A 14167-nucleotide genomic window follows, 5' to 3' on the forward strand; every position below is an offset into this window, starting at 1 on the left:
TTACTGCTTCTCATCTACTGCAACACTAAAGTTAAATTTGGTGAGTTTGTTCGGTGAAATTCTCTGCACCCTTGGGTTCTCACTAATGACTTTCATTCCGGTAGGTAACGAGTCGGTATCCACTTTCACCAAGAAGTTTTTGCCCTTCTTATCCAGTACCCACTGATCCGGCACGTGGTAACGGCCATATTGGTCCGTTTCAATCACAATGCCTTCCACCGTCAACAAGCGGATACCAGGGATGCCGTCTTCATAGATACCCTTGTTCTCAATTACGATTTCCCACAGGTACTCGTCACCGTCTTTGTAGAGGTTACGCGTCACATCGAGGTTCTCTGCGCTGAGGCCTTTGTTGCGATCACCCACGTGTTCTGTCGTCACTGTGCCGTCTTTGTGCAGCAATACTCGGGTTCCGCCTTTACTCTCCACGGTCAGGCTGATACCCGCGTTAGTCTTGGTAGAGAACTGGAACACCATCTTATTGCTGTCTGGCAAGGTGCGGTTACGTGATACGCCGTAAAGCTTGCTGATTTCAAAACCTTGAACCAAGGCAGACTTAGCACTGTGCTGCGACGAGTTACGGTAATTCAAATGCGCGCCTTCTGTGTCTTGAACGCGTTTACCGAACCATCGAGAGTCATTTGGCTCGACATCTTTCACCGGCATTTCGCGCCCGTTGCGGATCACCACGGTCGAACCCGGCACGTAGTCGTATGTTGGGATCTTCGCCGAAACGACAACATCAAACGCGGTGGCGTCAGCTTGGAAACCATCACGGTTATGGTCTTCAAAGACCTTGCCGATGATCGATGCGGAATCAAATAGTTTGTCTGGCAGAATCTCGACCGTTGCCGTAGCGGTATTAGATTTGGCGACTAATGCACCACTCACCTGACCTTCAGGTGGGGTCATGGCAACCGCCGTATTCACGTATTTTCCAAATGTCACACCAACCGTTACGCGAAGCAGGTATCGAATTCGGACTTTCTCTGTGATGATCTTCTCTGCGCCGCCATACGCCAGCATGTCGCCAACGTTAAACGTCATACTGCGCGTGACCGTTGGATCTTCTTTACTGTAAACATCGTCTGCGGTATCAAACTGACCATCTGGACCACTCTTGGTCATTTCTGTCGAACCTTGTACGTAGGCAAAGCCTGCTGGGTAACGGTCGACCAATTTCACGCCTTTGAACTCAGACTCATTGTTGTTTTGAATGATCACTTCATACTCAACCACGTCACCGACTTGGGCGCCGGTCTTGAGTGCTTCTTTGGTGATAAACAGATCGCCTTCGTTGTCGGCAAACTTCTTCACGTGAATAGTCACATCATCTGACGCACTGACACCCGTTGCCGGGTCGGTTACGGTAAAGGTGTTGGTGATGTCATCGTCCAGACCTTTATTGATTTCACCCGTAATGGTGATCACATAGCCGTTGCCCATATACGGTTGTAGATCGAGTGACAGCCCACCTTGAGGCAGTTGAAGGTCGACGTCTTTGTATTCACCAATCACAGTACCCGTTGGCCATTCTTCGATTTTCATCGTCCAACTGGTGAAGAGGGAATTGCCGTTTGCACCCGCGAGCTTGCTGATTTCATCCACCATCTGCGCACCAGACACCAGAGAAGACCCTTCGTTGCTGATACGCAGAATGTAGGTCAGCTCATCGTCATCATTGGTGTATTCGGCCGCATCGCCTTTAGTGGTGGTTTTATCGATCACAAAGCTGACAGACTTTGGCGTAATCATCGCGCTGACCGTTTCAACGGTTACATCTCTCGACTCCGTTTGAACTTCATCAATCTTATGTGCGGTGTTAATGATTTCGCCCATTGCGCGTGGATCCACCGTACCGGTAATCACGAACTCAGCGGTATCACCCGGTGCGATATCCATTGCGACATCAACGTCACTGTTGGCTGAAATTGAACCTGAGACCAGTTTCGAGCGGCTGTCGTTGCTCTTCACGTCGATAGTCCAATCGGTGAATGCGTTCACAACGTCACGGTTACCCGTCGTTAAGTCCGGACGAGTCTGCACCTTAATGCGCGACATCATGTCTTTTAGGACCACATCGTTAGCAAAACCTTTACTGTCGTTAAACAGCTTGATGCGGAACGTCGCTTTCTCTCCGGCAGTATAAATCGGGTCATCCGCCACTTTGGTAATGATCACGTTGTCTGGCTCAGGCAATAAGCTTGCGATAGCAGACGCGTGTTGTGCATGACCTGTATTGACCGTCATCGACGCTTTGTTATCGATTTGACCAATCGCGTAGTCATTCACTTTACCTTTGATCACCAACTCCAAAGTGTCTTTTGGTGCAAGTTGAACAACCGCATCAACATTTCGATTGCTGCCGCTTGGGTCGGGTGCAATAGACGTCAATTCATTGCCCTTCTTCACTTCTATCGACCAGTTATCAAACACCGGTTCTAACGTTCCAGCCGTCGTTTCAACCTTCATAGAATCAACTAAATCACGAAGTTGAATACCTGACGCAAACGCTTCATTTTGGTTGGTTAGCACAACACGGAAAGTCGATTCTTTACCCGGTTCATACGGTTCTTCAGTATTCGTTCCGGTTTCACCGACAAACTTTTCAATCGTGAGCGAGATTGGACGATTCAAGATCGTCGCATCTGCGGTCAACTGGGTTGAATCAGTTAAATCAACAATCGCTTGGTTGTAGATATCCGTCGTTGCGTAGCGATTGACCACACCATTGATGGTGAAAGTCACGTTACTCAGTGGCGCAATATCTGCGTAGGTATCGATATCTGGGTTCTTACCAGACGGAACAGAGGTCAGCGTGGTCGCCGCATCCGAACTTGACGTTGTGATGGTCCAAGATTCAAATGCGGGTCCGGTGGTGCCATCGACGAGTGTTACCAACACGTTGCTCATGATGTCCTGGATATGGACATTATCTGCGATACCTTCACCGTCGTTCGATACGGTAATGGTAAACGTTGCCGGTTGACCAGCTTGATAGAATTCTTGGTCGGCCGTTTTCTGCAAAGTCACCGCCGATGGTTTCGGCTTGATCACCGCACTTGGCTGATAAACGTTGCTGTTAAACTCAACATTCGCGGTGTTAGTGATCTCACCAACCGCTTTTTCATCAACTTCACCCGCAATCACGTAAGTGATGGTGTCGTTTGGCGCAAGGTCTACCTTATCGTTGATATCACTATTCCAACTCTTCGCCAATGAATCCACTTGGGTCATTGGGTCATTCGCTTCATAGTGGTAAGTCCAACGACTAAAGCCGGTTCTGTCCACTCCATCAGCGGTTTCAACCATCATTGAAGTCAGTAAATCTTTAACTTCTATATCGCTAGCAAAGGCCGCGTCTTGGTTAGTAATTTGAATAACAAAACCGTTCAGGGTACCCGGAGTGTAATACTCTTCATACGGCGTTTTGGTCACCACGATAGATGGAATCAACGGCGTGCTGATCGCATCGTCTTCAATTGTCTTGCCGTCATACTCAACGCTAACCACGTTGCGTACTTCACCAATAATTTCAGGCTTTAACGTCCCTTTAACCGTGATGGTCACAACGTCTTCTGGCGCGATATCTACACGATTATCGATGTAAGCCCCACTCAGTGCAGGTAAGGTTGTCGTGCCATTTTTTGACGTGGCATCAATCTCGATACTGCCCGTTTCAAATACAGAAATAGACGTGCCGTAAATCGTGTCAGAGACAACGGCGTTGACGAGATCTTTCACATACACATCGGTTGCCCAAACACGTTGGGTGTTGGTCAAAGTGATCGTGTACGTCAGCGTATCTCTCGCTTGATAAATGCTCTTATCAACTTCTTTCGAAACCGTTATGTCCGCGTCAATCGGCAGGTAAGTCGCACTGTCTTGCACAGGGTCTAAATTATCCGCGCTGACCTTAACCGTATTGGTAATTTCACCAATCACGTTGCCTTTAACCGTGCCTTCTAGGTGCAGCTCGATTTTCGCCCCCGGAGCTAAGTTGTACTTACCAGTAAAGCCATCCGCACTGTCGAAATCACTTTGCTCAATGGTGACGGTTTCACTCGCAGAACCTGGAACGATAGTGATGCTGCTTTTTGATGCATCCCATGAATCAAACACGTGGCTAGGCAACATGCTGTCGACCACGCTCGCTTTGATATCAGAGGCAAGGTCTTCAATCAGAACGTTTTGCAGATAACCACTACCAGTGTTTTCCACGACGATGTCAAAGCCAATCGAGTCACCCGGAGCGTATAAAGCGGGAGAAATTGACGCGTCTTTGGCTACGTTCAGTTGACCCGGTTGCGGGTAGATAAAGTGCTCACGCAGATCGTATTGAATTGAATCGACATACAGTGTGTTGCCAAACTTGCCCACGGCATCATCACGAACTAGACCAACCACATCGATTTTCAGCACTGTTGGTTCAACGTCTGCCGCACCTAATTTGACGATCGCGTCAATATCACCACTTGCCTGGATTGCGCTTGCATCGTTGTGCATTGCTCCAACATTTGAGATAAAGCTTGCCGTTGTTGTCCAAGACTTCAACGCTGTCTGCATGCTGCCATCTGCAGTTTCAACCATGAATTTTGAAATCGCATCTTCAACACGAACGTCGGCATTCGAGTCTGTTGTGTTGGCGATCAACATGGTAAAGCGTACTTCACCACCCGGCACATAAGTCGGTGTGTCGGTAAACTTCATCGCCCGAATCTCAGCTTCACCTTGGTCTAGAACAACTTCATTAGTCGATTGGCCGCCGACTTGAGCCACGTTAGTGATGGTGCCAGTTGCATCGTCGTCTACGGTACCTTGCAAGCCAAACACCACGCGATCGCCAGGCATCAAGTCGATGGTCGCATTCAGCGGCACCGAACCTGCGTAGTTGCCGTTAATATCAAAACGGTCCGCATCTGGCTGCTCTAACACTGTGGTTGAGAAACTGCTGAACGCATCGCTGCCTGTCGACGTTTTGATCGTGCTTAACTCATCGATAATCGCAACGTCGTTGGCAATACTTTCACCAGTGTTTTTGATCATCACCTGGTAGCTAACTAAACCGCCCGGGTTGTACTCACAGTTCTTACCAGTGCTGGATGGAAAGGTACAACTCCCCCCATCGGCAGTGGTATTGGTCACCAACTTTTCAAACTCAAGTTGTGGCGCGATTGGCGGAATCGTCGGTGTAGAGACACTATGACTACCACCCAATGCGTGGTTTGCGTCAATCACACCCAGAGCGTCATCACGGATCGTTCCTTTGATAACAAAGTGGACTTCTTCCGACGGCGCAATATCAACCATCAAGCTTAAGTCATCATTCGCATCGTAAGCAGGTAAATAGGTATCAACGCCCGAACCCAGACCTACCGTCATGGTATTGGTGATAGAGAAAGTGTCGAACGCTTGCTCAGTCGTACCGCCCAACACTTCAACCGTAATATCGGAAACGATATCGCGAATCTCTGTTTGGTCTGCCCATACCTTAGCTTTGTTATTGACGTTGAAGTTATAAATGACTTCTTCGCCCGGTTTATAGCTGTCGCCAGATGAGTAAGGACGGCCACCGATAGACACAATGGTCTTCGTCACTTCAAGGTCATCAGCGTCAGGTTTGATGGTCGAAGCTTGGAATACGCTGCCGTTGTAATACGGCTTAGCGACCACGTCACCAAGCGCATCTGGACGAATTTGTGTTTCAACCACAAACTCAACCCAGCCGCCCGGCGCTAAAGACAAGGTTGCAATATCAATGTCGCTGTTTGCGCCACCAGCATAGCCCGCGATGTCAGTAACCAATTCGTCCGACTTGGTCACTTTGACATTCCAACCGAAGGGGTCAAACGTCGCACCTTGCTGGTCATCCACCTCACCTGTTGCGTCTTGAGCAAGGCGTGAAGCGATCTTAGAGAACTGCTCTTTTAGTGACGCACCATATTCCGTGCCTTTACCGTTGTTTTCTAGACGTAGGCGGTAGACAACTTTTTCACCATCCGCAGTGTGATTGTAAGTGGTCTTCTTGGTTGCAAACGAGCTATCGGTGTATGCCACGTGAGATTTGGTTAGCTCAGCCGCCAGCATATCTACTCGTTCAGACGTCAGCGTATGCTTGTCGTTCACCTTGGCGACGTTTTCAATCGGACCAACCGCTTTTTCAGAAATCTTGGCTTTGATGGTGTACTTAACGTAAGTACCGCCATCGGCAAAGCTGTTACCAGCAAGGTTAAAGCTGGTATTGATGTTGTCGTTGTCAGTCACTGAACCTGCATCAGACAAGCCACTGCTATCTACTTCGCTGCTGATTTGCCATGAATCAAACGCTGCGCCAATTGTGCCATCAAAATAGTCTGTGGTGATGCCACGAATATCATCGACAACTGGAACATCTTTAAGGTGCGCGTTGTTGAGGTTTTTCAACATTATCTCGTATTGGATATAACCGCCTGGCGTATAACCACCAGTGAGCTCCGTTGTGCCGTCCGTGTCGAAAACCTTAGTGACGTGCTTAGAGAAATCATACTTCTGGGTATCCGCTTTCGACTGCGCACTGACGGTATCGCCATCGACTCTTAGCAAGTTAAGAATTTCGCCCACCGCGTTCTTATTCACGGTCGCCGTCACGGTATAATCAATGGTTTCACCAGCGGGAACAGACATATGAGTGGAGATGTCTTTGTTGTCAGCGATGGTGCCATCCAAGTCGACTTCCGCCGCCGGATTACCACCCACGACGTTTGGAACGATCGTCCAGCCATCAGGGAAAGCGGGGCCTTGTGTACCATCTAACAAACCGACTTCAATCGTTGAAAGTTCGTCAATAATCGGGATGTTATACGCTGAGCCTTTCCCATCATTTTTGATCGTTAGGTGGTAGGTCAACGGTGAGCCTGGCTGGTAGTTTTTCTGCTCAGTCGTTTTGCTAAATACTAAGTGGTAGTCGTAAGGTTCAACGGTAATACCGCCGATAGTAATGTTACCTGCCGCGTCTTCACGCACGACGCCTTCCACGGTGTAAAGCACATAGTCATCACCCGCCACGTCAATCGTGGTATTGATGTTTTCGTTGTCTTTTACTATCCCATCAAGCGTGCCGTCGGTTGTCCCGTCGCCGCCGTTACTGTCTTCTTTTTCTACCGCAACGCTAAATACATCTTCAAACGGGTTCGCTTTACTGCCATCAAGTAGCAATACGTCAACATCTTTGATGTTTTCAGACACTTTATGGTTGTTGTAGTAACCCTTCTGCGAGCTGACTTTGACTTTGTAAGTCAAGGTATCACCCGGCGCGTAGTAACGGCTGCTAACGCCATTCACCAGAAGTTCACGGGTAGTGTTACCACCACTATTAATTCTTCTCATCTCATGGTGAGAAACGTGGCTTTGCTGAGTCACTTCTTTAAAGTCGCGGTAGATGTACGCATCGTTGGCAAGAATATTGTCAAACGAACCAGACGCATTCAGTGAACCAACTACGTTGTCTTTAACCCGCGCACGAATTTTAAACTCACGGGTTTCACCTGCTTTAAGTGAGAAACTGGTACTGTCTGAACCTGGTGGATAGACTAGGTCTTCAGTCGTTTGACCTTGCCAACCCGCACCATCACCGTAATCAAACTCCCAGTACTCAAACGGAGACTGATCGTAATAGTCTGGGTATTGCTTATCTTTGTCGTTGGCAAGCACCGCTTTGATTTCGGTTAAACGGTCAACCAGCTTCAACTCGTTTGCCGTGTTCGCACTGTTGTTTTGTACGTAGATGCTGTAAATCACGTCTTCGCCCGGCACAAACAGTGTTTTGTCCGCGGTTTTTACTATAGATACGTTGAGCTTATCTTCGCCGCTGTCACCGATCTCGGCTGACGCAGATTGATTGAGCCCTGTTGCTGGGTCGCGAATCTCAACCGTGTTGGAAATTTCTTCTTTGTCGTAGTCGTTACGCACTAAACCGCGAATGGTGTAAGTAACGAACCCCATGCCTTGCGCGGTTTTCGGGTCAATATCTACCTTGGTATTAATATTACCGTTATCTGGGTAGTTAGACTTACTACCTGCATAACTGCCCGTTTTAAATGGTGAGTTATTGTCATCCGTCGCTGATGTAATCTTCCATTCCGAGAAGGCGTTCATACCAATGATGTCATCGTTTACCGCCACTTCATTGGCATAGCCCGCACCTCGGTTATACACAGAAACCTTGAAGTCGACCCACTCACCCGGAACAAAGTTGTCATTGTCAGTTGTTTTCACTACCACCACATCGGGTGTTTTGGGTTTCACCAATGCGGTATCAGACAATTGTGACTGAGAATCTGAATCAGGCGTTTCAACTCTCGCAGTATTTTTGATTTCGCCATAGACGATTTCATCACCGTTACTGCGGTCAATCTGCGCAACAATGGTGTAGATGATTTCAACGTTCGGCGGGATCTGCGCAACGGTGTCGAGGTCTTTGTTGTCTTCAAAGGTTCCGACATCAGTAAATTTGCTATTCCCGTTAAGCAATGGATTGTCCGACACAATCTCAGCGCTGATCGTCCAAGATGAGAATACTTGCTTCGTCGTCGTATCAGGCTCTAGCAGTTCCGCTTGAATGTTTGAAATTTCATCGACAACACGTACGTTGGTTGCATAGCCGTTCCCTTTCGGGTTTTTCACTCGAACTTGGTAGGTGACTTCGGTTTCTTGTTTCGCGTAGCTGGTCTGCTCACCGTGAAAACTTGAATCATTATTGGTCTTGACTGCTTTCGACATTTGCAGCGTGAAATCACGTGGGTCCGAACCTCGGTCGGCATACACGGTACCATCAACGGTAACGCTGTTTTGAATATGACCATTCGCCAGCGGGTGTATCTTTGCTTTGATGGTGTAGATGATGTAGGAGTGCGGCTCTAGTGTTGCCTGTACATTCAAGTCATCTGGATTTGTAAGTGTGCCCGAGATACCGGTATCGGTCGATGTCGCGGCAGAACCATCAGAGCGGTAAGCTTCTGCGGTGACTTCCCAGCTCATAAATGCGGGAATGATTTTCCCTGCCGTGCTAACGGTTTCAAGCGTTGAGATCTCATCGACAACGGGAACCATATTGGCAAAACCGTCACCATCGTTATCGATACGTATGGTGTAAGTAAGCACGTCACCCGCCGAATAATAACGGTTATCCACGTCTTTACTCGCGCGTAGGTTGTCGTCTGGCATCTGCACACCAGAGCCTTCTTCGCTCACGTTATCACTACAAGAAGCATCATCTAAGATTAAGCCAACGCTTGAATCATTCACTTCCGCAGTCAGTTTGTATTGGACCGTTTTGCCCGGAGCGATGTCTGGCGACATTGTGATCGGCGACGTTGTCCACGCACCGTAGTTATAGCTGCCAGGATCCGTACCCTGATCATCCTCGCTGCTCGCGGGTTCTAACTTCCAGCGTTTAAATGCCTGCCCTACCCCAGCACCGGCAGCTTGGTCTGTGGTGACACAGGTTAGGTCATCAACCACTTTCAGGTTGTTAGCAAAATATTTAGACGAGCTATTCGAAACGGTAATGTCGTATTCGACCGTTTGCCCCGGCACATACTGTGAAGCACTGGTGGTCTTTTTGATTGAGATTTCTGAATCATCAACGTTCAGGACGCGCTCAGCGCTCACTACCGAGCTAACTTGATCATCTTGAATAAAATCGCCATGTTGGTCATAGAGTGAAGCGGTAAGACCTTGAATATCACCAATCGCAACTGGCGAAATGTTAGCGGCAATTTCGTAGCTGATGGATTCGTTCGGATACAGTGAGATGGTGTCATCAAACGCAACATCGGTTAGAGTGCCAGTTTCGTTAATTGATGAATGAGAATTGGCGCCAATACCGGTGACACGAATCGTCCAAGTCGCAAACGGATTCCCCGTTACGTCGGTATGGTTGTGTTCGGATTGTAGGTTGTTGCCCAGACCAAGTGTCGATAGCACGCTATCAATATTGTGTTTGACGTTAAAGTCATGGGCTACGCCAGCACCGGTATTCTTCACTTCAATATTGAATACACGCTGTTCACCGACTATGTATGAGGAGGTCTTATTGACCGAGTGTGTGATAGTGACTTCTGCTTTTGCGGGAGGAGTAGTACGTTCCTCACTAATCACCACACCATCTTTGGTCGTCGAACTTGCAGACGTGACAATGTCACCTACCAAATCATCTGCAACAGTCGCGAGAATGGTGTAAGTCAGCGATCCGCCCACATCGATCTTCGCGTCCGTGACGTTAAGGTTATCACTGGTGGCAAACGTCCCTAACTCACTGCTACTACCTGACTCTTTACCGCTGATCGATACCGAGCTAAACGGACTAACAGAGTCACCTGAGATATTCTCAACAGAAAGTGACTTAAATGCCTGTGCAATGTCGAGACCTTGCACGGCATATTCGCCCGTATTGGTCGCAGTTAGAGTGTAAGTGAGGGTTTGTCCTACAACATACTCTGGTTTGTCGACTGACAAACTCAAGTTGTACTGGTAAGGAACCGGATTAAACACAGTGGCCTGTGGCGATTCGAACTGCTCTGGGGTTCCATCGCCGTCAACATCAAGGCTTACTTTGGCGTTGGGTAGCGTTATAGTGCCAGTAACGTCGTCACTCACTTTTGCCTGCATGCGATAGACAATTGAACCGTAAGGAAACAACTCCGCATCCACCACATCGAGGTTGTCGTTCGTGCTGGCATACGTGCCCGGTTCTGACGCATAAGTGAAAGAGGCAGTTGTCGTCAGGCTGGTAAAAGCTTTGCCACTACCTGATTCTGTCGACGCCAAGGTATCCCATACCAAATATTGCACAGCGACATTTTGTATCCTACTCGCCGTATTGTTTTTTACCGAGACTTCATACTCGACAACTTTACCGTTTTCGTAAACGGCTTCAACTGGCGAAACACTAACATCGATATCTGCCGCCAATGCGCGAACCGAGAAAGCAAGTAGAAGCAAAGTTAACAATGTATAAAGTCTAGAAGAAAACTGATTGAACAAACTGAGTTATCCCACTGTAAATAGGTTGTTATTAACTGCAAAAATACTTCGACAAGGATTGACGAGGTGTAAGTTATTGATCGGGGTTTTATTCGAGTGCGGATAATATACCAATGAATTGGTTATTTAAAGAACAGAATATATATAATAAAATTGATTAGTTAAAATGTAAGAATAAACTTACAATATAGAGTATCATAAGGGATATTTTTGAAATTTAGTTATTATAAAACAAAGAAAAACGCCATTTATTAAAAAGTTAAAATAAATGAAACAATATTTAAATTTGTTAAACAATGAGAGAATGAGCCTCAAGTCAATTGAAGCTCATTTTTATGGTGTAATATTATTTATACTGTAAAGCTATTCGATTAGATAGCGTAACAATCACATTTACCGCTTGTTCCATACCTTCTATCGTGATGAATTCATGAATACCATGAAAATTATATCCACCAGTAAAGATGTTCGGGCACGGCAACCCCATAAAGGATAATCTCGCACCATCAGTGCCACCACGAATCGGCTTGATTAACGGCTCAACATCACATGCTTCCATGGCTTGTTTTGCCAAATCAATAATATGCGGAAATGGTTCAACCATTTCTTTCATATTGAAATAACTGTCTGTTAATTTTAATTCAACTTTACCTTTATTTAAGGTCGAATTTAGCTCATCAACCTTTTGCTGCATAAAGGCTTTTCTTTGGGCTAAACCGTCACGTTCAAAATCGCGAATAATATAGCTGAGCTCACTACGTGCTACCGACATACGTGCCGATTTTAAATGATAAAAACCCTGATAACCTTCAGTGGTTTCCGGTGTTTCATCTTCCGGCATCATAAGTTGGAATTTGGCGGCGATATTCATCGCGTTCACCATCTTATCTTTCGCAGTTCCCGGATGAACATTTACACCGTGGCAAATCACATCGGCGGTCGTAGCATTAAAGTTCTCGTATTCCAATTCACCGACGGGGCCACCATCAATCGTGTACGCCCACTCTGCGCCAAACTTTTCAACATCGAATAAGTTTGCGCCACGGCCAATTTCTTCATCTGGCGTAAAACCAATGCAGATATCACCATGAGCGATATCAGGGTTAGCGATAAGATGCGCGACCGCGGTAAGAATTTCAGCGATGCCCGCTTTATTATCCGCACCTAATAATGTCGTACCATCAGCGGTAATTAAATTATGTCCATGAAGCTTATGAAGCTCAGGATATTGGATAGGAGACAGCACTTCGTCGCCTTTACCTAGTGCGATGTCGCCGCCTTGGTAGTCTTCAACAATCTGTGGCTTAACCTTTTTACCCGACGCATCCGGCGCGGTGTCCATATGGGCAATGAAGCCAACCGCTGGCACAGGATAATCAACATTGCGCGGCAATCTCGCCATCAAGTAACCGTTGTGATCGAGAGAAACATCGCTCAGGCCAAGATCGATCAGCTCTTGTTTTAGATGTTGGGCAAAGGTCATCTGCCCTTCACTACTTGGGCAATGGGCGTTATCTGGGTTTGATTGTGTGTCAAAGGTAACGTAGCGCAGAAAGCGTTGTACTAATTTATCCATCGTGTCTATCTCTTATAATGGCGCTCTTATCATTTGGGCGTAGGATCCATAGACCACATCCTACGCCTAACGATATGAGAGGCTTTGCTGTAAATCAGGTTTCCTTCTGATTAGCAAAAACACAAAAGCTCGGCACAAAGGCCGAGCTTTATTTTATAAGTAAAGTGTTACAACTTAGAGCAGGATAAAAATACCCGCCAAACATGCGCTCATCAGGTTGGCTAACGTACCCGCCAAAACCGCTTTGATACCTAGGTTAGCCACTTCAGAGCGACGCTCTGGGGCAATCACACCAATAGAACCAAGCTGGATAGCAATTGAGCCTATGTTAGCAAAGCCACACAGCGCAAAAGTAATGATCACTTGGCTGTGCTCAGAGAGCAGCGCTTTGTGCTCAACAAAGTCGATGAAAGCAACAAACTCGTTCATTACGATCTTCTGACCAATGTAAGAGCCCGCGGCTAGTACTTCATGAGAAGGGACACCGATCACCCAAGCCAGTGGCGAGAACAGATAGCCGAATAGCGCTTGCAGGGTGATGCCACTGAAACCCGCTACCTCACCTAAACTCTCAAGACCAGTGTTGACCATCGCGATTACACTGACGAATGCGATCAACATAGTACCTACGGCAACCGCGACCTTCATACCATTCATCGCGCCACTTGCCAGTGCATCGATAACGTTACTTTCTTGCGCTTTGTCCATCTCTACAGAGGATTGGTCAACCGGCGTATCACGTTCAGGAACGATAATTTTTGCCATCATCAAGCTGCCCGGTGCAGCCATAAAACTCGCTGCGATAAGGTACTTGAGTTCGACACCTAGCCCTGCGTAACCACCGAGCACACTGCCCGCTACCGACGCCATACCACCAGCCATTACAGCGAATAGTTCAGAGCGAGTCATACGAGAGAGGAAAGGACGAACAAGAAGAGGAGATTCACCCTGAGAAAGGAAGATGTTGCCTGTCGCAACGAGAGATTCAGCTTTACTGGTACCGAGGAATTTCTGGATGCCACCACCGATAAATTCGATGACTTTTTGCATGATACCTAAGTAATAAAGGGCAGAGATTAAAGCACTGAAGAAAATGATAATAGGGAGAACGCGAACAGCAAAGATAAAACCAGTATTGGCTAAATCACCAAATAGGAATCGAATGCCTTCATCGGCAAATCCTAATAGACTCGAAACACCACTACTTAAACTGGTGAGTGCGGCTTGTCCCCAAGGGAAATACAGCACCAAAGCAGCAAACCCGACTTGAAGCAACAATGCACGAGACACTGTTTTCCAATTAATCGACTTGCGACTTTCTGATAGTAGAACTGCACACGCTAACAGTACGACTATACCGATTAAGCCAAATAAAACATTCATTTAAGATAACCTCTACAAGCATTGAGTTGGCAGCTGGTCCGGTCCGTGGGGTCATTCACCATTCCCTGTGACGGCTTGTATTGGTAGAGCACTGCTCTTAACCGGGCGGAAAGTATAACGAACAAAAATAGATATTCATCACATATTTTTAAGCAAACGTTCAACTGTTCACTCTGCAATCAATAT

Annotated in this window: 3 protein-coding genes; all 3 read right to left on the bottom strand. The window is 47.1% G+C overall.

The window, feature by feature from the left end:
• Complete coding sequence (locus tag HCZ42_RS10775) at window positions 1–10989, bottom strand: DUF11 domain-containing protein (RefSeq protein WP_254868939.1); 10989 nt, start codon at window positions 10987–10989, stop codon at window positions 1–3.
• A 379-nt stretch (window positions 10990–11368) separates the two neighbouring features.
• Window positions 11369–12598: a peptidase T gene (gene pepT, locus HCZ42_RS10780; RefSeq protein ID WP_167420705.1), complete on the bottom strand. Its 1230-nt coding sequence runs from the start codon at window positions 12596–12598 to the stop codon at window positions 11369–11371.
• Between the two features lie 174 nt (window positions 12599–12772).
• Window positions 12773–13981, bottom strand: coding sequence for a NupC/NupG family nucleoside CNT transporter (locus HCZ42_RS10785; RefSeq protein WP_167420706.1), 1209 nt, complete (start codon window positions 13979–13981; stop codon window positions 12773–12775).
• Window positions 13982–14167 lie beyond the last annotated feature (186 nt).

Origin of the sequence: Vibrio hepatarius, from assembly GCF_011806575.1 — a bacterium.
Taxonomy (GTDB): domain Bacteria; phylum Pseudomonadota; class Gammaproteobacteria; order Enterobacterales; family Vibrionaceae; genus Vibrio; species Vibrio hepatarius_A.

What these genes read in the sequence shown, in the direction of transcription:
- pepT (WP_167420705.1), bottom strand. Translation starts at nt 12,598, where the DNA reads ATGGATAAATTAGTACAACGCTTTCTGCGCTACGTTACCTTTGACACA.
- HCZ42_RS10785 (WP_167420706.1), bottom strand. Translation starts at nt 13,981, where the DNA reads ATGAATGTTTTATTTGGCTTAATCGGTATAGTCGTACTGTTAGCGTGT.